This is a genomic window from Streptomyces sp. CB03238 (assembly GCF_002099185.1).
Taxonomy (GTDB): domain Bacteria; phylum Actinomycetota; class Actinomycetes; order Streptomycetales; family Streptomycetaceae; genus Streptomyces.
In genome coordinates this window covers 243,430-264,814 of sequence record NZ_NBCN01000010.1, presented here as the reverse complement: position 1 = coordinate 264,814, position 21,385 = coordinate 243,430, and the positions used below count along the sequence as shown (strand labels likewise).

At 68.1% G+C, this 21,385-nt stretch carries 24 protein-coding genes; 6 read left to right on the top strand and 18 right to left on the bottom strand.

What is annotated here, in order from left to right; translation table 11 throughout:
* Positions 1 to 11: 11 nt before the first annotated feature.
* Together BKD26_RS20290 and BKD26_RS20285 are read left to right on the top strand one after the other, a co-directional pair.
* Entirely contained in the window at positions 12 to 902 is an 891-nt protein-coding gene (locus BKD26_RS20290) for a 2-hydroxy-3-oxopropionate reductase (RefSeq protein WP_084900036.1), read from the top strand.
* Positions 903 to 1,084: 182 nt separating this feature from the next.
* Positions 1,085 to 2,542, top strand: coding sequence for a catalase (locus BKD26_RS20285; protein WP_084900033.1), 1,458 nt, complete (start codon positions 1,085 to 1,087; stop codon positions 2,540 to 2,542).
* Between the two features lie 377 nt (positions 2,543 to 2,919).
* On the opposite strand, the gene BKD26_RS20280 is transcribed toward BKD26_RS20285, so the two are convergent.
* Positions 2,920 to 4,125, bottom strand: coding sequence for a hypothetical protein (locus tag BKD26_RS20280; protein WP_084900030.1), 1,206 nt, complete (start codon positions 4,123 to 4,125; stop codon positions 2,920 to 2,922).
* A 387-nt stretch (positions 4,126 to 4,512) separates the two neighbouring features.
* Here BKD26_RS20280 and BKD26_RS20275 point away from each other — a divergent pair, with 387 nt between their 5' ends.
* Positions 4,513 to 5,109: a DUF4352 domain-containing protein gene (locus BKD26_RS20275; protein WP_241518746.1), complete on the top strand. Its 597-nt coding sequence runs from the start codon at positions 4,513 to 4,515 to the stop codon at positions 5,107 to 5,109.
* A gap of 565 nt (positions 5,110 to 5,674) precedes the next feature.
* Here BKD26_RS20275 and BKD26_RS40385 read toward each other — a convergent pair.
* Positions 5,675 to 5,836, bottom strand: a complete 162-nt coding sequence (locus tag BKD26_RS40385) for a hypothetical protein (RefSeq protein WP_179166623.1) — start codon at positions 5,834 to 5,836, stop codon at positions 5,675 to 5,677.
* An 894-nt stretch (positions 5,837 to 6,730) separates the two neighbouring features.
* Here BKD26_RS40385 and BKD26_RS20265 point away from each other — a divergent pair.
* Positions 6,731 to 7,651 (top strand): N-acetylmuramoyl-L-alanine amidase, encoded by a 921-nt coding sequence (locus BKD26_RS20265; RefSeq protein ID WP_084900022.1) that lies wholly within the window; start codon positions 6,731 to 6,733, stop codon positions 7,649 to 7,651.
* A 71-nt stretch (positions 7,652 to 7,722) separates the two neighbouring features.
* On the opposite strand, the gene gcl is transcribed toward BKD26_RS20265, so the two are convergent.
* A complete protein-coding gene (gcl, locus tag BKD26_RS20260; protein ID WP_084900019.1) occupies positions 7,723 to 9,498 on the bottom strand; it encodes a glyoxylate carboligase in 1,776 nt (591 codons plus the stop codon).
* A gap of 207 nt (positions 9,499 to 9,705) precedes the next feature.
* On the opposite strand from gcl, the gene BKD26_RS20255 reads away from it, so the two are divergent.
* Positions 9,706 to 10,542: a hypothetical protein gene (locus BKD26_RS20255; RefSeq protein ID WP_084900017.1), complete on the top strand. Its 837-nt coding sequence runs from the start codon at positions 9,706 to 9,708 to the stop codon at positions 10,540 to 10,542.
* 99 nt (positions 10,543 to 10,641) lie between these two features.
* The gene (locus BKD26_RS20250; protein WP_084900014.1) at positions 10,642 to 11,430 is read left to right on the top strand and encodes a TIGR04222 domain-containing membrane protein; all 789 of its coding nucleotides are present in this window, start codon (positions 10,642 to 10,644) and stop codon (positions 11,428 to 11,430) included.
* 3 nt (positions 11,431 to 11,433) lie between these two features.
* Here the strand turns inward: BKD26_RS20250 and BKD26_RS20245 are convergent, their stop codons facing one another.
* The 15 genes from BKD26_RS20245 to BKD26_RS20185 all read right to left on the bottom strand — a co-directional run bounded on the left by BKD26_RS20245 (position 11,434) and on the right by BKD26_RS20185 (position 21,384).
* Positions 11,434 to 13,767: a recombinase family protein gene (locus BKD26_RS20245; RefSeq protein ID WP_084900011.1), complete on the bottom strand. Its 2,334-nt coding sequence runs from the start codon at positions 13,765 to 13,767 to the stop codon at positions 11,434 to 11,436.
* Between the two features lie 109 nt (positions 13,768 to 13,876).
* Positions 13,877 to 14,041 carry a hypothetical protein gene (locus BKD26_RS40380; protein WP_179166622.1) on the bottom strand — a complete coding sequence of 55 codons (165 nt, stop codon included), beginning with the start codon at positions 14,039 to 14,041 and terminating at the stop codon, positions 13,877 to 13,879.
* Positions 14,042 to 14,232: 191 nt separating this feature from the next.
* Positions 14,233 to 14,382 carry a hypothetical protein gene (locus BKD26_RS40375; protein ID WP_179166621.1) on the bottom strand — a complete coding sequence of 50 codons (150 nt, stop codon included), beginning with the start codon at positions 14,380 to 14,382 and terminating at the stop codon, positions 14,233 to 14,235.
* A complete protein-coding gene (locus BKD26_RS20240; RefSeq protein WP_084900009.1) occupies positions 14,379 to 15,851 on the bottom strand; it encodes a hypothetical protein in 1,473 nt (490 codons plus the stop codon). The genes BKD26_RS40375 and BKD26_RS20240 overlap by 4 nt, the downstream gene beginning before the upstream one ends.
* Positions 15,852 to 15,862: 11 nt before the next feature.
* A complete protein-coding gene (locus BKD26_RS20235) occupies positions 15,863 to 16,348 on the bottom strand; it encodes a hypothetical protein (RefSeq protein WP_143662690.1) in 486 nt (161 codons plus the stop codon).
* On the bottom strand, positions 16,345 to 17,319 hold the full coding sequence (locus tag BKD26_RS20230) for a hypothetical protein (protein ID WP_084900003.1): 975 nt from the start codon (positions 17,317 to 17,319) through the stop codon (positions 16,345 to 16,347). The genes BKD26_RS20235 and BKD26_RS20230 overlap by 4 nt, the downstream gene beginning before the upstream one ends.
* Positions 17,320 to 17,495: 176 nt before the next feature.
* Positions 17,496 to 17,873, bottom strand: coding sequence for a hypothetical protein (locus tag BKD26_RS20225; RefSeq protein WP_084900001.1), 378 nt, complete (start codon positions 17,871 to 17,873; stop codon positions 17,496 to 17,498).
* 33 nt (positions 17,874 to 17,906) lie between these two features.
* Positions 17,907 to 18,266 carry a thermonuclease family protein gene (locus BKD26_RS20220; RefSeq protein WP_084899998.1) on the bottom strand — a complete coding sequence of 120 codons (360 nt, stop codon included), beginning with the start codon at positions 18,264 to 18,266 and terminating at the stop codon, positions 17,907 to 17,909.
* The gene (locus tag BKD26_RS20215; RefSeq protein ID WP_084899994.1) at positions 18,266 to 18,757 is read right to left on the bottom strand and encodes a hypothetical protein; all 492 of its coding nucleotides are present in this window, start codon (positions 18,755 to 18,757) and stop codon (positions 18,266 to 18,268) included. Before BKD26_RS20215 ends, BKD26_RS20220 begins: the two co-directional genes overlap by 1 nt.
* A gap of 19 nt (positions 18,758 to 18,776) precedes the next feature.
* Complete coding sequence (locus BKD26_RS39210; RefSeq protein WP_241518744.1) at positions 18,777 to 19,349, bottom strand: transglycosylase SLT domain-containing protein; 573 nt, start codon at positions 19,347 to 19,349, stop codon at positions 18,777 to 18,779.
* 115 nt (positions 19,350 to 19,464) lie between these two features.
* A complete protein-coding gene (locus tag BKD26_RS20205) occupies positions 19,465 to 20,247 on the bottom strand; it encodes a CHAP domain-containing protein (RefSeq protein WP_107417916.1) in 783 nt (260 codons plus the stop codon).
* Between the two features lie 83 nt (positions 20,248 to 20,330).
* A complete protein-coding gene (locus BKD26_RS20200; RefSeq protein WP_084899987.1) occupies positions 20,331 to 20,522 on the bottom strand; it encodes a hypothetical protein in 192 nt (63 codons plus the stop codon).
* Positions 20,522 to 20,716, bottom strand: a complete 195-nt coding sequence (locus tag BKD26_RS20195; RefSeq protein ID WP_084899984.1) for a hypothetical protein — start codon at positions 20,714 to 20,716, stop codon at positions 20,522 to 20,524. The genes BKD26_RS20200 and BKD26_RS20195 overlap by 1 nt, the downstream gene beginning before the upstream one ends.
* Positions 20,709 to 20,909, bottom strand: a complete 201-nt coding sequence (locus tag BKD26_RS20190; protein WP_084899981.1) for a hypothetical protein — start codon at positions 20,907 to 20,909, stop codon at positions 20,709 to 20,711. Before BKD26_RS20190 ends, BKD26_RS20195 begins: the two co-directional genes overlap by 8 nt.
* A 1-nt stretch (position 20,910) precedes the next feature.
* Entirely contained in the window at positions 20,911 to 21,384 is a 474-nt protein-coding gene (locus BKD26_RS20185; RefSeq protein WP_084899978.1) for a hypothetical protein, read from the bottom strand.
* Position 21,385 lies beyond the last annotated feature (1 nt).

Sequence of the window (21,385 nt, the reverse complement as noted above, 5' to 3'; positions counted from 1 at the left end):
GAGGCACCCTCATGAGCAATCTCCCCAAGATCGCGTGGATCGGCCTCGGCATCATGGGCTCCCCCATGTCCGAGAACCTGATCAAGGCCGGCTACCAGGTCACCGGTTACACCCTGGAGCAGGACAAGCTGGACCGCCTGGCCAAGGCCGGCGGCACCGCGGCCGGCTCCATCGCCGAGGCCGTCAAGGACGCCGACGTCGTCATCACGATGGTGCCCGCCTCCCCGCAGGTCGAGGCCATCGCGTACGGCTCCGAGGGCATCGTCGAGAACGCCAAGGCCGGCGCCCTGCTGATCGACATGTCCTCGATCACCCCGCAGACCTCGGTCGACCTGGCCAAGAACGCCAAGGAGAAGGGCATCCGCGTCCTGGACGCCCCCGTCTCCGGTGGTGAGGCCGGCGCCATCGAGGCGGTACTGTCGATCATGGTCGGTGGCGAGCAGGCCGACTTCGACGAGGCCAAGCCGATCCTCGAGGCCCTCGGCAAGACCATCGTGCTGTGCGGCCCGCACGGCTCCGGCCAGACGGTGAAGGCCGCCAACCAGCTCATCGTCGCGGTCAACATCCAGGCGTGCGCCGAGGCCGTGGTCTTCCTGGAGAAGTCCGGTGTGGACCTCACCGCGGCCCTGGACGTCCTCAACGGCGGTCTGGCCGGCTCCACGGTCCTGACCCGCAAGAAGGACAACTTCCTCAACCGCGACTTCAAGCCCGGCTTCCGGATCGACCTGCACCACAAGGACATGGGCATCGTGACCGACGCCGCCCGCAACGTCGGCGCGGCCCTCCCGGTCGGTGCCGTGGTCGCCCAGCTGGTCGCCTCCCTGCGCGCGCAGGGTGACGGCGGCCTGGACCACTCGGCGCTGCTGCGCGCCGTCGAGCGCCTGTCGGGCTCGCAGGTCTGAGCCTTTCCGGCTCCCTCAGATTTCCGGGCGGCGTCGTCGCTGACACCTGTCCTGTCGCGCCCAGGCGGCGGCGCCGTCCGGAACACCACAGCTTCACTTTCAACAAACTGTTGACGTGAGCTCGAGGGCGTACTTACGCTCCTCGCACCGCCAGCAGCTCCCGTACGTATCGGAAGGTCACGATGTCGAAGCGCGTGCTTACGACCGAGTCCGGCGCCCCTGTCGCCGACAACCAGAACTCCGCCACCGCCGGCGTCGGTGGCCCGCTTCTCCTCCAGGACCAGCACCTGCTGGAGAAGCTCGCCCGCTTCAACCGTGAGCGCATCCCGGAGCGTGTCGTGCACGCCCGTGGTTCCGGCGCGTACGGCTACTTCGAGGTCACCGACGACGTCACCGCCTACACCAAGGCGGACTTCCTGGGCGAGGTCGGCAAGCGGACCGACCTGTTCATCCGCTTCTCGACCGTCGCCGACTCGCTGGGCGGCGCGGACGCGGTCCGCGACCCGCGCGGCTTCGCGGTGAAGTTCTACACCGAAGAGGGCAACTACGACCTCGTCGGCAACAACACCCCGGTGTTCTTCATCAAGGACCCGATCAAGTTCCCCGACTTCATCCACTCGCAGAAGCGCGACCCGTTCACGGGCAAGCAGGAGCCGGACAACGTCTGGGACTTCTGGGCGCACGCCCCCGAGGCGACGCACCAGATCACCTGGCTCATGGGTGACCGCGGCATCCCGGCCTCGTACCGCCACATGAACGGCTACGGCTCGCACACCTACCAGTGGACGAACGCCCAGGGTGAGGCCTTCTTCGTCAAGTACCACTTCAAGACGAACCAGGGCATCCGCTGCCTCTCGTCCGACCAGGCCGCCGAGGTCGTCGGCAAGGACGCCAACTCGCACCAGACCGACCTGCTCCAGGCCATCGAGCGCGGTGTGAACCCCTCCTGGACCCTGTACGTGCAGATCATGCCGGCGCACGAGGCGGCGGACTACCGCTTCAACCCGTTCGACCTCACCAAGGTGTGGCCGCACGCCGACTACCCGCTGCAGCGCGTGGGCCGCATGGTCCTCGACCGCAACCCGGACAACGTCTTCGCCGAGGTCGAGCAGGCCGCGTTCTCGCCGAACAACTTCGTTCCCGGCATCGGCCCGTCCCCGGACAAGATGCTCCAGGGCCGCCTCTTCGCCTACGCGGACGCCCACCGCTACCGCCTCGGTGTCAACCACACCCAGCTGCCGGTGAACGCCCCCAAGGCGACCGTCGCCGACAACTACGGCCGCGACGGCTTCATGGCCACCCGCAACGGCTCGCGCCACGACAAGAACTACGAGCCCAACTCGTACTCCGGCCCGGCCCAGACCGACGCCGCCCTGTCCGCCCCGCTGGCCGTCGCCGGCTACACGGGCACCCACGCGGCCCCGGTCCACGTCAAGGACGACGACTTCTTCCAGGCGGGCGAGCTGTACCGCCTGATGTCGGAGGAGGAGAAGTCCCGCCTCGTGGCCAACATCGCCGGCGGCCTGTCCCAGGTCTCCCGCGAGGACGTCATCGAGAAGAACCTCGCCCACTTCCACGCCGCCGACGCCGACTACGGCAAGCGCGTCGAGGAAGCGGTCCGCGCCCTGCGCGAGGACTGACCCCTTCCGGCGACACCAGACCGCGTACGGCTCCCGACGGGAGGTCGGCAGCCGTACGCAGTCCGCACCGCGGGCCCGGATGAGGGGTGGCCAACGGTACGGACAGCGTGAGGACCGCGGCGGCGAGCGTGCCAGTGCGGTGGTAAGGAATCCCGGCCCCCTTCTTGACCTGAAGGAAGGCCCGGCCGGAACTCCGTCGCCGCCGCCGCGGTCCCAGCGCCACCACCTCCCCCACCAGACCCCCGTCCGGCGGCGCGAACGTCCTGTCGCGCCAGCCTCGCACCGTCGGACGGTTACAACTTCACATCAACAGAAGAAGCCAGAGCGCGGAGTTGGGGTTTACGGTCCCCCAACTCCGCGCTCTTCCTTGTGTCCGGTCAGCCGGGGAGCCGGTCCATGATCCAGGTGCACAGCTCCTCGGTGATGGCCGTGTGCGCCGTGGTCGTGGACGAACAGAGGAAGTCGTCCAGCTCGCTCTCCTGTGGGTCCAGTTCATCGATCTTCGCGTAGAGGTCGTCCTGCCTCTCGATGTCGCGGATCGCGACCGCGCTGACCGAGGGGACGAAGCACACGTCCTCGTGCCGCAGGTCCGCCGTGCCGCCGAACTTCTCCAAGGTGTCGGCGAGGATCTTGTATGTGCGCAGGGTTCCGCCCGGCGCGCCGTGCAGTTCCGGGAAGCCGCTGGTCGTGATGGTCTTCTCGGCCTTCGGGAACCTGCGGTTCAGGTAGGCGGCCGTCACGTCGTCGCCCTGGGCCTGTGTGTAGAAGGTGGTGCCCGGGTAGATCCGGTCGATCCGCAGCGCGACCTCGCCGGGCTTCACATCCGGCAGGCCGACCGCGTCAGCGCGACCGTTGGCGACAGCGATCTTGCGTGGGATCATCGGCCAGCCGCCGAGCCGGTCCAGGGCGGCCACGAACTTCGTGCGCTCCGGGGCGATGCCGATCTTGCCGGTGTCCTTGTCGTAGTGCTGCCACAGCATCTGGCGTGCGGCCGGGCTGTTCATCTGCTTCGCAAAGTTGTTCGGGAGAGGGATGAAGTGCGAAAACGCCTGCACGCCCACCGGGATGGAAGCGCCGCGGTACGGGCTGTCGTAGGAGAAGTACAGCGCGGTCTGGTGATCCATGCGCTGCCTCTCCATCGGGGCGAGCGCGTAGCGGGTGACGATGCCGCCCATGCTGAAGCCGCCGACGACCAGGCGAGCGTCGCCCTGCCGCTCGCCGATGGCCTGCAGGATGGCGGCCTCGGCCGCCCGAGCGTTGTCCAGGATCGACGCGCTGCGCTCCTCGAAGCCGAGCAGGATCACGTCCCTGCCGCGTCGGCGCAGCTCGGAGATGAACGAGTAGCCGCTCTCCAGCCCGCGGTTGAGCACGTCGAGCTTGCTCCGGCCGAGGTTGAAGCCGTCGGCCGTGATCACGGGCCGGACGAGACCGCCGCCATTGCCCTCGCCGGGAAAGACCCAGGCGAAGCCGTTCGGCAGGGGCCATTCCGCGTGCTCCGGTACGTCGATCGTCCCGGCGGGTTTGGCGGTCGGCGGACCGCCGATGGTGAACGATCCGACGTTGGGCTCGGTCGTCTCGAACATGGTCCGTACTCCTCGAGGGAGGGGGGCAATCTGGGAGCGTCTCCTTCTGAGCTGCGGAGTTCACCACATCTGATGGAGCACGGACGGGAAGTGTTTGATGTGCCCGGCATGTGCCGTTGGCCTGTTCTCATCGCTCGTCCGTTCCGAGAAGGGCACGGCACCGCCGAGGAGAACCCCTCGTGACGACCGCCTCACCCGGACACGCGGCGCCGTACGACCTGAGTGGCACTCAGCAGGATCGAACAGTCCCTTGGGCAGCAGGGACGTACGGGTCCAACTCCACCTATCCGAGCAGCAATCCCGCGAACCCCCTCCATGCCGAGTGTTCGCGGCGGTACGTTCACCATCCCCCCACACCACCGCATGCTGCCGTACCAAGGGGACAACGTGAACCATCAGCCGCCTTCCGGCCACCAGCTCTACCCGCCTCAGCCCGGACAGTACGCCCCGTACCCGCCGCCGCCTCCGAAGAAGGGCCTCGGTACCGGCGCGATCGTCGCCATCACCCTGGGAAGCGTGTTCGCCGCGCTCATCGTCCTCGGCGCGCTCGTCGGCGATGGCGAGGACACCGAGAGGAAGGACGTCACCTCCGTGCGCCCGGCCGAGTCGGAGGCCAAGCCCGCCGAGAAGCCGGCAGCCCCGGAGAAGGCCGAGGAGGAGCCGGTGAAGGTCACCGCGCAGAGGACGGAATTCACGCCGAGCGTCCTCCACGACGGTGGCAAGTACACCAGCGTCTCGGTGACTGTCACCAACCACAGCGGCAAGAACATCGACATCAACCCGCTGTACTTCAGCATCACGGACACCACGGGCAGCAAGCACACGGCCGAGTTGGGCGTGGACGAGCGGCAGATGGACACTGCCGGCCTTGCGCCCGGGGAGAAAATCACCGGCGTGATCACCGGTGAGGGAACATTCACCCCGAAGTACGTGACGTACGTCAATGGCCTCATCGGTGACGGTACGCGCGGCGACGTGTCCTAAATCGGAAGCGTGGCGGACCGGCGAGACACGCGGGTGGCAGCCGGCCGACTGTCAGTGCCCCGCCGTACCGTGAAACGTCTCCCAACAGCACGCTGATGGCTGCTGCGTGCTGGTGCTACCGAAACCCGCCCCACCGGAACAGCGCCCGGTGGGGCGGGACGCCCACCACGCCGACTCGGCGCACCCGGACACCGCGAGCACACCCGAAGAGGTGCCCCTCTCGTTTCGCCCGCCGCCAGCCCTGGGGACCACGCGCTACGGCCACCCACCGCCACCGGCTGAACCACCGCGGCCTCCACTGCCGCCGAGCGCGCCGCCGCCACGCGTGGAGCCGGCTGCGGCCGGTCTGGGCAGGCCCTTGCCGTCCGCGAGTTCGCCGTGATCGTCGAGAACGTCCCCAGGGGGAGACCTTCTGTCAGGCGGAGGTCACGCACCGGGGCAAGGTGAAGCTGCACGGCGAGGAGGCCGAGTCGGGCCGGTTCGGCCCGTCCCCCGGCCGACCCGCCGCTGGCCGCCAGGGCCAGGCGGGCCTCCGGAGGCCCGGCGCACGACGGCCGCGCCCTCGCTAGCCGGAGGACGGGTCGATCAGTTTGTCCAGGGCCCTCCTCACCGCCTCGTACGCCGCTGCCGACATCTCGTCCGGCGCCTGCTGCTCCTGTCGGCGTGCCCAGTCCCGGGTGACCCGGATGCGGCGGAGCAGTTCGTCCGCGTCCACAACGTCTGCCATGGGGGCCGGGTACCCCGATTCCGGGATACCGCGCATGGGTGCCGGTTACAGACGGTGGGTAATACCACGACGGGACGTACATCAACCGTGTACCTGTCAAGATCCGGAAAGGGGGGCCATGGCGTGGTATCCCGCCGCGACCCGCCTCGAACGGCTACCGGGCGGCGTGCCATTCCAGGTACGCCGCTGCGGCGCGGAGGAGTTCCGGGCTGTCACGGAACTTCCCGAGTCCGTGGTTGCACGCGCTGCACACCAGGCCGCGGATGCATTGCCCGCAGGTCCCCGCACCATCCGGGCAGCAGCCGTGATTGTGGTCAACAGACAGAGCGAGCCCATTCCCGTCGGCCTGCCTGCAGATGGCGCAAGCACCTCCCTGGCTCGCCAGCATCTCCGCGTAGCGGCCAGGAGGCAGCCTGTACAGCGCCTTACGCTGTGTGTCCCGTGCGCAGCTCCGGCAACTCCCCTGCAACCCGTCCTTGGCCCTGGCATTTCGGTTGAACATGTCCGGGCGGAGCCAAAGGAGGCAGGTGCGACACTGCTTCTCGCCTTGTGGGTTTCGGTCATGAGGCTTGGCGTGCCGCCGGTCCGGCAACGCAGTCAGTTCGCGTCCTGCGTTGCGCTGCCAATTGTGGCTCGCGCACAGCCCCTTGCTGATGTACTTCCGCGTGCAGCCGGGGAACTCGCACCGTCGGGCCTCCGTTGCCGTGCTGTCGTGCACACGATGCGCGGTCCCGGGGCCCGTATCTCCGTGGCGCTGCCACCGCTGGTAATGCATGGCGCACATCCCCGGGAGAGCACGCGGGTCGGGCGACTACAGCCCTCGATACTGCACGTGAGTTCGTTCATGCCACTGTCCCCCGAAAGGACGTTCCCGAGTCAAAGGAGGCACCCCTGATGGCTTGGTGCCCGTTCGCGAAAAAACTGGAGCTACAACCTGAAAGCGATCAGCAACCCGCTATCAGGCCTACGCAGTTCATCTTGCACAGCCTTGCCGCGCCATGGAATGCGCAGAGGATCTACGAGTACTGGAAGACTAGCTCACTCGAGTCCCACTTCGGACTCGGGTACGAGGGCGACCTCGCGCAGTACATCGGGACCGAGACCCGCGCGGACGCCAACTACCAGGCCAACCGCCGCCCCGACGGCACCGGGGCGGTGTCCATCGAGACGGCGTCCAATCTGAAGCACACCGACCCCTGGACCGAGAAGCAGGTCGAGCAGCTGATCCGGCTCGGGGTGTGGCTGCACCGGCGGCACGGCATCCCGCTGCGGATCTGCCGCAGCGCGTCCGACCCCGGCTACGGCTACCACCGGCTGCACGCCGCGTGGTCGAGCGGCGGTACGGCCTGTCCCGGCGACGCCCGGGTGCGCCAGTTCAAGAACGTCGTCTTCCCGGGGATCGTGGCCCGGGCGAGCGGCCAGTCACAGGAGGACCCCATGCCGACCGTCATCAACGAGAGCCAGTCGGGCGGCCCGGCCCTGGTGGCCGGCACGTACAAGCAGCTGGCCATGGCCAACGACGCCGCGCTGCTCCAGGGCCCGTGCGCCTACTCGGCGACCGCGTACGCCACGGTGAAGGGCCAGGCCGGTACGCGCGTCGTCATGCGCTTCCAGGACTACCACCTCACCACCAAGCACCGGTCCCTCGACCTGCCCGTCGACTGCGGCACCATCGGCCCGGACGGGGTGCTGAACGTGGCGGTCACGCGCAACGGCGTCCTGGACACCAACGAGGTGTTACGGGTCGAGATCAAGGCCGACCGCGCCGCCACGGTCACCTGGCGGGTGCTGCGCGCCCTGCGCTGGTCTTCCTGAAGGACTGAAGGACACACAACGCGAAGGGCCCCCGTCCCGGGTTCCGGGGCGGGGGCCGTTCACGGTGTGGGTCAGACCAGCGGGCGGATCGCCGTCGGGGCGTGGCCCGGCTCGGTGGCGATCTCCTCGAACTCGGTCACGTTGCTCATGTCGACCGTCTTGCTCATCGCGATGTTGGTGATGCGCTCCAGGATGGCCTCGACGACGACCGGGACCTGGTGCTCGGCGGCGAGCTTCTTGGCCTCCTCCAGAGCGGCACCCAGTTCGTTCGGGTCGGTGACCCGGATGGCCTTGACGCCCAGGCCCTCGGCGACCTTGACGTGGTCGACGCCGTAGACGCCGATCTCCGGGGTGTTGATGTTCTCGAACTCCAGGTTGACCTGGAAGTTGATGTCCAGGTTGACCTGCGCCTGACGGATCAGACCGAGGTAGGCGTTGTTCACGAGGACGTGGACGTAGGGGACCTTGTGCTGGGCGGCGACCGCCAGCTCCTCGATCATGAACTGGAAGTCGTAGTCGCCCGAGAGCGCGACGATCGGGGTCTCCGGGTCGGCGACGGCGGCACCGATCGCGGCCGGGATGGTCCAGCCGAGCGGGCCGGCCTGGCCGCAGTTGATCCAGTGACGCGGCCGGTAGACGTGCAGGAACTGCGCGGCGGCGATCTGGGAGAGGCCGATGGTGGTGACGTAACGCGTCTCCGGGCCGAAGGCCTTGTTCATCTCCTCGTACACGCGCTGCGGCTTCATCGGGATGTTGTCGAAGTGCGTGCGGCGCTGGAGGGTGCCCTTGCGCTCCTGCGCGGAGGCGGCCCAGGCGGAGAAGTCCGGCAGCTTGCCCTCGGACTTGAGCTCCTTGGCGACCTCGATGAAGAGCTCCAGCGCGGCCTTGGCGTCGGAGGCGATGCCGTAGTCCGGGGCGAAGATCTTGCCGATCTGGGTGGGCTCGATGTCGACGTGGACGAACTTCCGGCCCTTGGTGTACGCCTCCATGTTGTAACCGGTGTGGCGGTTGGCCCAGCGGTTACCGATGCCGAGGACGAAGTCCGACTCCAGGAAGGTCGCGTTGCCGTAGCGGTGCGCGGTCTGGACGCCGACCATGCCGGCGCTCAGCTCGTGGTCGTCGGGGATGGTGCCCCAGCCCATCAGGGTGGAGATGACCGGGACACCGGTCAGCTCCGCGAACTCGACCAGCAGGTCGGAGGCGTCGGCGTTGATGATGCCGCCACCGGCGACGATCAGCGGACGCTCGGACTCCAGCAGGAACCGGATGGCCTTCTCGACCTGGGCGCGCGTGGCCTGCGGCTTGTAGACCGGCAGGGGCTCGTACGTCTCGGGGTCGAAGTCGATCTCGGCCAGCTGGACGTCGATCGGGAGGTCGATGAGGACCGGGCCGGGACGGCCGGAGCGCATCAGGTGGAAGGCCTGCTGGAAGACGCCCGGGACCTGCGCGGGCTCCAGGACGGTCGTCGCGGCCTTGGTGACCGGCTTGGCGATCGACGCGATGTCGACGGCCTGGAAGTCCTCCTTGTGGAGCTTCGAGACCGGGGCCTGGCCGGTGATGCACAGGATCGGGATCGAGTCCGCGATCGCGGAGTACAGGCCGGTGATCATGTCGGTGCCGGCCGGGCCGGAGGTGCCGATGCAGACACCGATGTTGCCGGCTTTGGCGCGGGTGTAACCCTCGGCCATGTGGGAGGCGCCCTCGACGTGGCGGGCGAGCGTGTGGTTGATCCCGCCGCCCTCCTTGAGGGCCTTGTAGAAGGGGTTGATCGCCGCGCCCGGCACACCGAACGCGTTGGTGACGCCTTCGCGCTTGAGGATCTCAACTGCCGCTCGGGCGGCGGTCATACGAGGCATTGGGTGCTCCTGCTTCGGCCAGCGGATTCGTGCTCTGTCGCGCCACCTGAGAGCCGCGATTCCGTAATGCGGAAGTGTAGTTCTGCTATATGGAAGTAATCTAGGGGGCGGAAGAGATGCAGTCAAGGGATGGCCGAAGTCCCTCCCCAAGTGCTCGCTCCTGGTGGACGATGGGTGACGGACCGAAAGGGGTCATACGTGGGAGAGAACGTCCCGGTACGCTGCCCGGCCTGCCGCCGGGCCCACGCCTACGCGCCGCCGGTCTACCCGTGCCCGTGCGGCGCCCCCGTCGTCCCTCCCCTGCTCAAGGGCGCCGCCGCCGAGCCGATCACCCACCGGACCTGGACCGACGAGTGGGTCACCGTCCGCTGCACGGCGTGCGGGCGCCAGGACCAGTGGCCGCAGCCCGAGCTGGGCTGCCCGTGCGGCACGGTGCTGCGCGTCCCGGTACGGCCGGTGACCGCCGTACCGCCGCAGCCACCGACACCGCCCGGATCCGGCCCGGCGGGTCCACCGCCCGGGTCGACCGCCGCCACGACGGGGGTCTCCACGGTTCCCGCCCACATCCCGCTGCCGCGCACCGCCGCCGTACCGCGCCCCTCCTTCCGGCCGGTGACCATCCGCACCGCCCGCGACGCGGTCACCGCCGCCGCGCTCTACCTCCGCTGGCTCGGCTTCCGCGACGTCGTCCAGCCGGAGGAGCGGTCCGGGGGCGGGAACGGGCCGGGGTCCGGGCCGGGGTCCTGGGGCGGGTACGGGGCAGGGTCCGGGTTCGGCATCGACCTGCGCGGCCCCGGGCTGGTCGCCCAGGTCGACCCCACCACCCGGCCCACGTCCCTGCGGGCCGTCGAGTGCCTGTGGCTGAGCGGCCTCGCGGCGTCGGCGACGAGCGTGTCGTTCTCGCTCGCGGGATACGAGGAGAGGGCACGCGTCCGCGCCGACCGGCTGCGGCTGCCGCTGTTCGTCATGGACCTCACCGGCACCCCGCAGCCCCTCAACGGCGCCGCCGACGAGCTCCTCGCCAGGGGCGCGTGACGCCCCCGGCGGCCGAACCTCACATCAGGCTCTGAACACGCCGGTGCGCGCTTCGGGCCCGCCATGCGCCGGGCACACCCCCTGTGGGGGTGGACGAACATGTGGGGGTTCATCGGAGCGGCCTGCGCGCTGCTGGTCATGGCCGTCGCGCTGTTACGGGGGATACGGACACGGGGCGGTACGCGGCCGGCGGCCGGCCTCCCGCCGCAGGAGGTCGCGCTGCTGCGGGGCGGAAGGCGCGCCGCCGTCACGGTGGCGCTGGTCGCGCTGCACCGGGGCGGTGCCGTGGCGGCGGGGCGCCGGGGCACGGTACGGCGGGACGGGTGGGCGCTCGGGGCCCGGGACCCGCTGCGGTACGCCCTGCACGGCGTGCTGCACCGGGCGGTGGGCGTCCGCGTCCTGGCGGGGCACCCACGCGTGCGGGGCGCCGTCGACTCCGTACGCGACGAGCTGGTCGACGAGGGCCTGCTGCGGCCGGCCGGGCGGTGGCGGGCCGCGCGTACCCTGCTCGCCGCCGTACCCGTGACGGTGGTGACCGGGCTGCTGGTCACCCCGCCCGGCACGGCACCCTGCACGCCGCTCGCGACCGGCGCCTCGGCCGCCGCGGTGGTGGCCGCGGCGGGCCTGTGGTGCGTGCCGCGTCGCACCCGCGCCGCGCGGCGGCCGCTGGCCCGGCTGCGGGCGTGTCACCCGCTGCCGCCCGACCGGCACGGGCGCCCCGGCAAGGAGGTGCTGATGTGCGTGGCGCTGTACGGCGACCCGGCGCTGCTGCTGTTCCACCCGCACTTCGCCCGCGACGGCGGGCTGCTCGGGCGGGGCGGCAACGACCCGGGCTTCACCGACTTCCACGGCGGCGGAGGCGGCCTGTACACCAGCACGGTCGCCTGACGCTCACGCGAGGTCCCCCTCGGTGTACTCGTCCGTCGCCCCCGCCGCGGTACGCTCGCGCAGCTCGATCCGGCGGATCTTGCCCGACACGGTCTTGGGCAGCTCGGCGAACTCGATACGGCGGATGCGCTTGTACGGGGCGAGGACCGCGCGCGAGTGCGCGAACAGGGCCTTCGCCGTCTCCGGGCCGGGCGTCCAGCCGTCGGCGAGGACGATGTACGCCTTGGGCACCGCGAGCCGGACCGGGTCGGGCGCCGGGACGACCGCCGCCTCCGCCACCGCCTCGTGCTCCAGCAGCGCGCTCTCCAGCTCGAACGGCGAGATCTTGTAGTCGGAAGCTTTGAACGCGTCGTCTTGATCAGTAGCAATATCTTGCGCAATGAGAAGGCGGGGGTCGACCCGTCCCTCGATCCTCAGCGGCGGCAGGACGATGTCGTCCCTCGGCGGCGTACCAGGGCAGTCTGTGAGGGCCTCCATGATGGCGTCCCACCTTCCCGACTGGTGCATCTGCTTCCAGGTACCGGCCACCTTGCCATAGGACAGTTCGCTCCAAGGGCAACCCGTACGCGCCTTTGTGAGGATGGAGTCGAGCATGTCGCGAGGATTACTAGCGGTACGCCCCGGACGGCCCACGAAGAAGTGCTCGACACGGGCCCACGCCTCGTCGGTGAGGTCAGGTACAACCCGTTCGCGGTCGCGAAACCACTGGCTCAGCCTGTCGTCACTGCGGGTCTTACGGGGCGTCGGACCGAGGATGGTGACCTTCAGATCCAGGAGGTCGACGACGTGCTCCTTCTGGCGAGCGTCCATGCTGTGTAGCTGGACTCGCGCCATGCCGGCAAGCGCCTCAAGGTCCCTGGCTGTGTCGATGTTCCGATCCATCTCCTCCTGCCACGAGATAGCCTCGTTGCGGAGCTTCTCCAGACGCGCCAGTTCCTCTTCCTGGTCGTGAGTGGCGCGGTCGATGGCGTCTTGGGTGGCCTGCTTGTCGAGTCCTCGCCGGCGGGCACGTCGGGCAGTGGCCGCTGTCGTGTCGTCGATCAGCGCTTCCTGGTCCTCAATCTTTTCGTCGAGTTCGAGGATCCGCTTCTTGTAGTCGACGCCGCTGTTCTTGGCCATGTCGACCCAGTCCTGCGCCATGCGCTTGAGTCGGTCTGGGTCCTCCAGGAGCTGGCAAATCTCCGTCCAGACGCGGTTCTCCAGGGTCTGGGCGTCGATCTGTCCGCAGTCGCACCGCTTCTGCTTGACGCCGTCTATGATCTTCTCGATCTTGCCCGTGCAGCGGTAAACGGGCACCTGGCGGCGGCCAGTCTTACTGGCTCCGGTCCAGTGCCTCCCGCACACCCCATAGATGTGCTTGCTGAGCGGGTGGATCTCTTCCTCGGATTCGCGCGGCCCTCGGGAGGTTCGGGCCAGGGCAATGTTGAGGAGCTTGAGCTCTTCCGGGGTGAAGACGGGGTCGAGGTCGATAACGACTGTGTCGCCGTATATGGGCTGGCCGTCGGGCCCCACCTTGGTCTTCGGCCCATTCGGGTCGCGGAAGACACGCTTGGACTCTTGGATGGCTCGGCTGGTCAGGACGTGCCGGAGAGAGCCCCGCGGCCAGTAATCCATCGTGGGGCCGCGCACGCCTTCAGCGTTGAAAAGGTCTTCGGTCTCCGCAGGGTTCATACCCTCCTGGACGATGTGCTTCCAGGCTCGGTGGAGGGTGGGGTAGGCCTCGTCACCATCTCCGGTGTCGAGGACGAGGCGGCTCTCTCCGCGCTTCCCCTTGTTCTCGATGCGGTAGCCGTAGGGGGCAACTCCGCCGTCATGCCCCCCGAATTCTGCCTTCTCCTGCCGGCCGCCCTGGGTGCGGTCGCGGATGGTGATTCGCTCGTCCTCAGCGCGGTCGGCTTCCTTGCGCATGCGGGAGCGGCCGGCCTCAGTGGTGTTGTCGTAGTCACCGCGGACGATGGCGACGAAGATGCCAAGGTCTTCGAGTTTCCACACCCAGGGCCAGAAGGCGCGGTCGCGTCGGCCGATGGCCCGCTCTTCGGGAACGACGACGACATCGAAGGGGCGCGGGATCTGTTGGGCGTCCTCCATGAGGCGCTTGAGGTCGGGGCGCTCGGTGTGGTCGAGGCTGCCGCTGTAGCCCTCGTCGGCGTAGGTTCCGACGTGGTCCCAGCCCTTGTTGGTGATGTGTCTGGCGGTGCGCTTGCTGGTGTAACTGATGCCGTAGCCCTTGGCCTGCTCCTCGGTGGAGACGCGAAGGTAGTCGACGGCACGCAAGGTATCGACGCCGATGCCTGCTCTGGCTACGACGTCGATGCTGGATATGAGAGTCTGTGGCACGTCAGTTCTCCCTGAGACTGGCAGGGTGACCCCGGTCCGCGTCGCAAGCTGCCGGGGTCACTCGTGTTTCAGGGGATCTTACCGACGTATGGCGGTTTTTGACTCTGTGTTAGGCAGCTTTTGCCTGGTCATCCGAGGTGCGCGGAAGGAAGAGAAGTTCGAGGAGCTTCCGGTAAGCGCCGGGGTCGCTGTGTTCTGCCGGGGTCCATTGCACCTCGACCTTCGGGGCCCGATCCTTCTGGTGCAGCGGGATGACCTTGGCCGGTGCGTCCATGCTCAGCTCCTTGAGGGCATGCTCAGTGGCGTGAGCCGCCGGCTGGGCATGCCGGCCACGGGCTGGGACGGGCTCTCCCAACTTGTTGCTCAACTTGTTCCACAAGTTATGCCACAAGTTCTGGACGGTCAAGTGCACAAACGAAGGCCCCGACCGGTTAGTCGGAGCCTTCGGCGTGCCTGTGCAGTAGGTCACTCGATGACGACGGTGCCGTCCCCTTGGCAGACGATGCAGGCGTCCATCTCGGGCCAGCGCCCCTTGCAGTGCGGGCAGGGGCGCTCGGTCACATGACCGTTGTTGCTGGTGTCGTCCATGTCGGTCCAGTTACTCGTGTTGGTCATGCGGCCTTGTCCTCGATCACCTCGGCGTCTACAAACCCGGTCTCGATCGCGGCGCGTTCGACGGTGACCGGCTCGGGAAGGGAACGGGCTTGCTCGCCTTCGTCGCGGCCGAACAGCCGGCTGATGAGGCCGGACTCGGCGGCGCCCTTCTGGGTGGCGGTGATCTTCACCGAAAAGGAGTTCTCCTCCATGTCCCCGACGGCCTTGAGCATCTTTTGGAAGCGATCGAGTTCTCCCGAGAGCACTGGATTGGTGATCCCGCCCTCCAGTTCCTCGGCGAATCGCAGGTTGAAGACGCGTCCTGCCTGCATTTCCAGCAGTGCGGCGGCGACGTCGGCGCGCTGGTCCTTGGTGCGGATCTCGACGGGCAGGCTGAACGCGCAGGCCGACTTGGGCTGGGAGGCGGGGCAACTGCTGGAGAGGTAGCAGCGGTCGCAGGTGCGGACGCCAGGGTCGACGGTCTTGAGGACGGGTCGGCCGAGAGTGCCGTCCTCTGCGGTGTCCTGAACGACGGCAAGGCCGGGGAAGGGGCGCTTCTCGCGTTGTTCCACGACAGCCGGAGTTACTCCAGCGTGCCGCACCTGTTCGGGCAGTCGATCAACTGCTTCCGGAGCCTGATCCGCGTTTTCGGCTGTACGCGGTTTGGCAGGGGCAGTTACTCCTCTGCCGTTGACGTGCTCGGTGAACTGGTTCCAGGACCAGATCGAGACGCGCAGGACCTCGGTGGGGTCGTCGGAAAGGACGGCGTCGGCGTCGAAGCCGGCGTCGGTGATGGCGTGCTTGTGTCTGTTGCGGGCCATGTCCTTGTACCGGCGGGGGTAGCGGTGCAGCTCCTTGCCGGCCCAGACGATGGTGTCGCCGAACTGGCTCGGGGAGAGCCATGAGGTGGAGGCGGCGCCGTACCAGAGGCCGTGCTCCAGGGCCGCCGTCTTGGTCATGCCGAGGCCGAAGAGGCGGGTGTCGGTGGTCTTGGACAGGTGGGCGAGGAGGTGGGAGACGTCGAGGCGGTCGACACCGGCCTGGGTGATGCCGACGTTGGGCCAGTCCCGGCAGAGTTGCTCCAGCCCTTCACGGCCAGTCTCGGGTCGCCAGACGACGATCGCCTTGTCCCGGTGGAGTCGCTCGCGCTGCTGGGTGATCCACTCGTCGCCGAGCTGGTGGGCGTCGAACTCGACGTAGTAGGCGAGCCGCTCCCGGTTGGGGGCGATGAAGGAGGCGTAGTAGTGCTCGGCGATGTCCTTCAGCTCGGCGTCGGACAGGTCGCCCGCGGGCTTGGTGTTGATGGAGTGGCAGCCGGAGTCGACGAGGATCTCCATTTCGTCCCCGAACTTCTCGGCCAGGTCGTAGGGCTTGGTGAACTTGGTGCGCCTGCGCAGGCCCCAGTAGGAGAGGGCCACGGTGGTGTGGCCCTCCTGGGCGAGCAGGCTGCGGTAGGCCGGGATCTCGGTGCCGGCCAGGTACAGCTTCACAGGGGTGTCTCCTACAGGGGGCCGGCGGTGCGCCTGGCGTCCTGGGCGTAGTGCTGGTCCTGCTGCTCGATCTCGGCGACGAGGTCGTCCCACGCTCGGGGCTCACCGCGGTAGTCGGGCTTCCACTGCGGGCGGCTGTAGCGAGGGTGGGTGAACAGGACGGTGGTGTAGCCGGCTGCGAGGAGGTCGGCGGCGGCGGTGGGGTCGGCCACGACGACCAGGTCGACGTGGAGGTCAGCTCGGAGGGCCTGAAGGCCGCCGAGCAGGCCGTAGCGCTGGCTGACTCTGGGCTTGATCACGCGGATGTGCTTGGTGAATCCGTTGCGCTTGAGCCAGTTCTGCGCGAGCGCCTTCGAGGAGTTGAAGGTGTCGGGGTCGTCGGCCAGGTGCACGACGTGGGTTTCGGCGAGTCCGTGGTAGAGGAGCTGCCCGGCGGGGACGACGGCGTCGCTGTCGGGGCGCTTGAGGACGCCGTCGATGGCTATGACGACGTTCACCTGGACCGCCACAGTGCGGCGTTGCGCAGGGCGAACTGGGCGTCGCTGATCGGCTGGCCCCAGGCGTCGGTCTCTGCCTGGTTGCGGGTGGCGACCTGGATGTCCTTGATGGAGCGGAGCATCTCGACGGCCCCGGACTCTTTGCCGGCCTGCCAGCGGTAGTTGGCGAAGTCGGCGTAGCCGCTGCCGCCGGGTGCGAAGGCTGTGCGCCGGCCGAGGTGGATGTCGTCGAAGAGCTGGGCCGCCTGGGCGACGATCGTCTTGAGCTGGGCGCCGAGGGTGACCCAGTGGCCTTCGCCCTGCGGGGAGGCATGCATCTCCTGGGCCAGGGCGTTGTAGGCGGTGACGAGGCGCTCAGCCTCGGCGGTGTCGCGGGCGGCGGCGTCCTTGAACTCCTGCGAATAGGTGTCGCGGGGGTTTGCCGGCAGCTCGGGCGGGTGGACGGTCCATTCGTCCTTGGTGAGGGAGTAAGCCGCGTAGGGGTTGATGTTGCGGATATCGCGGCTGTTGGGGTTGACGTAGTAGGTGACCTCATACACCCGGTCCCCAATTCGGGTGGTGGCGGTTTCGGGCCAGAGTTCCGCCTTGAGCTCCTCGTCGAAGAGGTCGGCGATTTCCTGGCTGGTCATTCCGGAGTAGTCGGGGTTGTACCAGCCGAAGGAAGAGAAGTCGACGCCGATCAGAACGTCGAGGTCTCCATTTCCGCGGTCGGCGGCCCACTGGTAGCTGACGCCGGAGCCGGCGAGCCAGACTTCGCTCCACTGACCTGGTGCGTTGTAGCGGGTGTCCCAGAACGTGTAGAGCGTGCCAAGGAGCCAACTGCGAACTTGGGGGATGATGAGGTCGCCGTTGAAAAGGTTCGGGTCAAGGTGGTCAGCCGGGCTGGAGAAATAGCCGGAGGCGCCGATCGCGCCTTCCCTGATGGGCTGAGCGTTGTTCCCGAGACGACGGTAGAAAGAGTTCGTCTCCATATCCCGCACTCTACCGGCGATATAGAGAATTCAAAGGGGCTGCATTTCTGGGCCCAGAAAAAGGCGAAGGCCCCCCTTTTTTATGGAGATTGGTGGTCTCCGGGGGGCCTTCCCTTGAGAGGAGAGAGCATCCCTCCGAGGAAGAAAGCTCGCTCGCGTTACAGCTTACCGCAAGATCACAGCTTGAGGCTGTTGACGAGGGCGTTGGTGCGCTGCTGCTCGACCAGGGCCGCGGTCATCTGCATCATCTGCTGGCCGGTGATCGAGGCGGTCTTGATCGCGATGGCGTCGTCGACCAGGACGTGGCCGGCGCGCTGGAAGTCGTCGAGGCTGGCCGGGCGCTTGGTGCGGACCTTGGTATTGATGTTGGGTTCGGCGAGGACCTGGCCGTCGGGGGTGATGACGACGAGGAACGCGGTCTCGGCGACGGTGCCGGTCTCCTTGGTGATGCCGGCCTCCTCCCCCATCTTCTTGAGCTGCTCGCGCTGGTCGTCGGTCAGTTCCTCGACGGTGTCGGCGGCGGTCTCGGCGAGGGTGGACAGGTCGATGGTCACTGTGGTGCTCCTGGTGTTGGTGTGGTTGGTGGTTCAGGTGCGGGGGCCGTGGCCGTCGTAGGGCTTGGCGAGGCCTGCCGCGATGAGCGCGTCGTTGAGGGAGTCGCCGGCTGAGGCGGCGGTGAGGGTGCCGAGATAGCGGCCGTACTTCTCGCGGGCGTCGCTGCCCTTGGCGGTCTGCACGGTGTGCAGGGTGATCGCCGGAGTGTGCTGCCTCACCCAATCGACGACGAACTGGCGGGCGTCACGGCCGGCCTGGGTGTTCTTCTCGGGCGCGTTGATGCCGTACAGGCGGATGCGCTGGCGGGTGACGACGTCGAAGCCGAGGTCGAGTTCGGTGTCGACGGTGTCGCCGTCCACGATCTCCACGATCTTGGCGGGGTACTGGTACATCAGCCGGCCTTGTCGTGCGCGGCCCGGCGCACGGCGTTGGCTACCGGGCAGAAGTGGCACAGGTAGATGTCCTTGGTGGAGCGGTACTTCGGCAGGCCGGCTGCCTTGCGCTCGGCGGCGGTGTCGGGGGTGAGCCGCTTCTTGTCGGTGCACCAGTCGGAGCAGGTGATGGACCGGTTGTGGGCCTGCCAGCAGGAGAGGGCGTCTTCCTGAAGGGTGTTCTTGGCCTCGTAGCAGGCTGGGTCGAGGCCGGTGTGTCCGGTCTGCTCGCGGATGCGCTTGATGATCTCCGCGCGAGTGGAGGGGCTGTCCCAGTGGCGCTTCTCCACCTTCATCAGCGGGTGCGCGATGTGGGGGGTGCCATCAGGGTTGCGGTGCCTCTTGACCAGGGTGTCGAGGAGGAAGTCCTGGCGGGGGTCGCCCTCGTAGTTGGGCAGCTCCTCCATGGACCCGCAGGTCTTGCAGAGCAGCAGGCGTATGTACTCGGCCATGTGTGGTGGTGATCCTTGCTCAGTACCAGTGGTGGGATTGCCAGAACGCCCAGGCGCCGCAGGGGCTGCCGTACCGGGACTTCATGTAGGTGAGGCCCCACCGGACCTGGGTGATGGGGTTGGTGCGCCAGTCGGAGCCGGCGGAGGCGTACTTCGTGGGGGGAAGCGCCTGGGCGATGCCGTACGCGCCGGAGGTGGGGTTGGTGGCGTACGGGTTCCAGTTGCTCTCGCGGGTGAAGACGGCGTCGGCGCAGGCGTATTGCGTGGCGCTGAGGACGGACTTCGCGTATGCCCTGGGTGAGGCGTAGATCGGCGTGCGGGGGGTCGTCGCGGAGCGCGAGACGCGTGGCGCTGCGGACCGTGTGGCGGTGGGGCGCGGGGTCTTGCTGGGCTTCGGCGTCTTGGTCGGCGTCAGGGTGCTGGCCTCGGGCGTAGGTGTCGGGGAGGCCAGCGGGCTGTACGACGGGGAGGGTGAGGCGGTCGGTGTCGGCGCTGGTGCGGCTTTCACAGTCTCGTGTTGCTCGACGGTGGTGAGCGGCAGAAAGGTCAGCAGCAGAGTCGCCGATAGGTACGACAGTGGCCTGCGAGTCACACGGGAGTCCTCACCTTGGGGGCGTTCCCGTCCGACGTTCCTCGCAGGCCATTCAGACGCTTGACGCATAGTAGCACAAAGGCCCCAAGGGGGTTGTCTTGGGGCCTTTGTGCTGTCAGCCGTAGGCGAGGGTGAACAGTAGTGCCCAGCCCCTGGGCCCGATGGCCGGGTCGTATGTCTTGCCCTTGTCGTTCAGGCCGTGCTTGGCGTTGAAGCCGGCGACGCCCTTCTGGGTGCGGGGTCCGTAGTTGTCGGAGAGCTCGACGTCCTTGCCCATCCAGCCGGTGGCCTTGAGCGCCTTCTGGAGCGTCTTCGCCGACGGGGTCGACTTGTTGGGCGCCAGTCCCTTGGGGAAGGTCGGCGGCTTGTAGGTCTCCGGGGTGGTGGGCTTTGAGCCGCCGGTCGAGGATGCCTTGTAGGCGGGCCGGCCGAAGCCGAGGATGTCGGAGCGGTAGCGGGTTCGCTCGTAGACGCCGTCACCGTTGGACTGTGAACCGGCGGTGCCGGCGGAGGTGTTGCCGCCGATGGTGGCGATGGTCGCGCCGGGGGCGGATGCGGCCGTGGCGATCTCGACGTGGTCGGCGATGCCGTCGTCGTTCCAGTCGAAGAACAGGATGTCGCCGGGCTCGATGGTCTCGGTCGCCTTGTGCCACTGGCCTCGCTTCTTGAACCAGTTGACGTGGCTGGGGCAGTAGGCGAACTGGCCGACTACGTCCGCGTTACCGGAGGCGTAGCCGCAGTAGGAGACGTATTCGTCGCACCAGGCGGCGTAGGCGAAGGACTTGTCCTTGACGAGGGTGGCGTACCACTCGCCGAAGCGGGTGTGGTTGCTGGCGCCTTCCTTGTAGCCCTTCCACTTCCGGGCTTCGGCCAGCATGGCGGCAGCGGTGCTTGCCATCGGAGTGCTCTCCCGAGGGTGAGTGCTCCGAGTGGTGTCGCCGTGTCTGTGGTCTGTGTGGTGTTACGCGAGTGGGTGTGTGGTCAGTTGCGGTGGCTCGAACCCTGGCGGCCCTGGACGGGTTCACATCCGTGCAGTGCGCGCCAGTTGTGGTCCAGGCTTTCCCAGTCCGCGGGCGCGTGCCCTCCCCAGTTGGGCGTGGACTGGCGGGAGCGGCCATCGTCGAGGCCGTTGTCGAGGTCGCCGTTGAGGCTTCGCTGGGTGGGCAGGCCCATCAGATCGCCGCCTTTCCGCCGAGCTTGAGGTCCTTGCCACCGAGCTTCGAGCTGCGGTCGTTGAAGAGGGACGAGAAGCGGTCGGCTGCGGTGGGTCCGGTGAGGTTGCCGGCGTCCCCCACGGTGAACTTCACGTTGTCGCCGCGTCCGGCGCGGCGCCGGTCGAACATGCTCATGGGCTTCTTGTCAGCCACGCGGGTCTCCCTTGGTCATGCCGAGCACGTCGTGGATGGTCGGCTCGTGCTTGCTGGTCTTCGGGGCCGGCTTGGGAGGGGTCCAGCAGGCTGGTGCCTGGCTGGCCAGGTAGGCGAGGACGTCGCTGACCTGGCGCTCGGGAAGGCTGGCCCATGGCTTGGTGTGGTCGTAGACGCCGTCCTGGTTCTGCATGTCATCTCCACTGAGGGCGGAGGCTGCGCAGGGCGGCCAGTCGATCGGGGTCGCTCATTTGCATGGCCCCGGTTCCCACGAGGCGGGTGTCCGCCGGCTGCTCGCCGTGCTGGGTCCACTTCTTTCCGCGTGCCTGGTACTCCAGGGCGGTCATGGGGTTGAAGTCGGACGGCCACAGGTAGGCGCCGGGGTCAGCGCGTTCGCCCCGGTGGACTCCGCGGGTGTAGTTCTTCTGCGCGGCGCGCATCGGCCGGCTGTTGAGTGCTTGGTCGCCCAGGCGGTCGCTGCGGCGCGTGTTGATGGTGCCGAGGTAGCCGTCGGGGTATTCGGCGGAGGGGACTCGGCCGGACGCCATCAAGCGCTTGGCGTCGAGGATGCTGCGGGCGCCGACGATGTCGGTACGTCCGCCTCCACCGTAGGTGGGCGTACCCGGTTGGGGAACGCCCAGGGGCGCTATGTACTGGGTGTTGCTCACT

Coding starts and splice junctions, on each gene's coding strand:
- BKD26_RS20290 (WP_084900036.1), top strand. CDS start 12: ATGAGCAATCTCCCCAAGATCGCGTGGATCGGCCTCGGCATCATGGGC.
- BKD26_RS20285 (WP_084900033.1), top strand. CDS start 1,085: ATGTCGAAGCGCGTGCTTACGACCGAGTCCGGCGCCCCTGTCGCCGAC.
- BKD26_RS20280 (WP_084900030.1), bottom strand. CDS start 4,125: ATGTTCGAGACGACCGAGCCCAACGTCGGATCGTTCACCATCGGCGGT.
- BKD26_RS40385 (WP_179166623.1), bottom strand. CDS start 5,836: ATGGCAGACGTTGTGGACGCGGACGAACTGCTCCGCCGCATCCGGGTC.
- BKD26_RS20265 (WP_084900022.1), top strand. CDS start 6,731: ATGGCTTGGTGCCCGTTCGCGAAAAAACTGGAGCTACAACCTGAAAGC.
- gcl (WP_084900019.1), bottom strand. CDS start 9,498: ATGACCGCCGCCCGAGCGGCAGTTGAGATCCTCAAGCGCGAAGGCGTC.
- BKD26_RS20250 (WP_084900014.1), top strand. CDS start 10,642: ATGTGGGGGTTCATCGGAGCGGCCTGCGCGCTGCTGGTCATGGCCGTC.
- BKD26_RS40380 (WP_179166622.1), bottom strand. CDS start 14,041: ATGGACGCACCGGCCAAGGTCATCCCGCTGCACCAGAAGGATCGGGCC.
- BKD26_RS40375 (WP_179166621.1), bottom strand. CDS start 14,382: ATGACCAACACGAGTAACTGGACCGACATGGACGACACCAGCAACAAC.
- BKD26_RS20230 (WP_084900003.1), bottom strand. CDS start 17,319: ATGGAGACGAACTCTTTCTACCGTCGTCTCGGGAACAACGCTCAGCCC.
- BKD26_RS20220 (WP_084899998.1), bottom strand. CDS start 18,266: ATGTACCAGTACCCCGCCAAGATCGTGGAGATCGTGGACGGCGACACC.
- BKD26_RS20215 (WP_084899994.1), bottom strand. CDS start 18,757: ATGGCCGAGTACATACGCCTGCTGCTCTGCAAGACCTGCGGGTCCATG.
- BKD26_RS20205 (WP_107417916.1), bottom strand. CDS start 20,247: ATGGCAAGCACCGCTGCCGCCATGCTGGCCGAAGCCCGGAAGTGGAAG.
- BKD26_RS20200 (WP_084899987.1), bottom strand. CDS start 20,522: ATGGGCCTGCCCACCCAGCGAAGCCTCAACGGCGACCTCGACAACGGC.
- BKD26_RS20190 (WP_084899981.1), bottom strand. CDS start 20,909: ATGCAGAACCAGGACGGCGTCTACGACCACACCAAGCCATGGGCCAGC.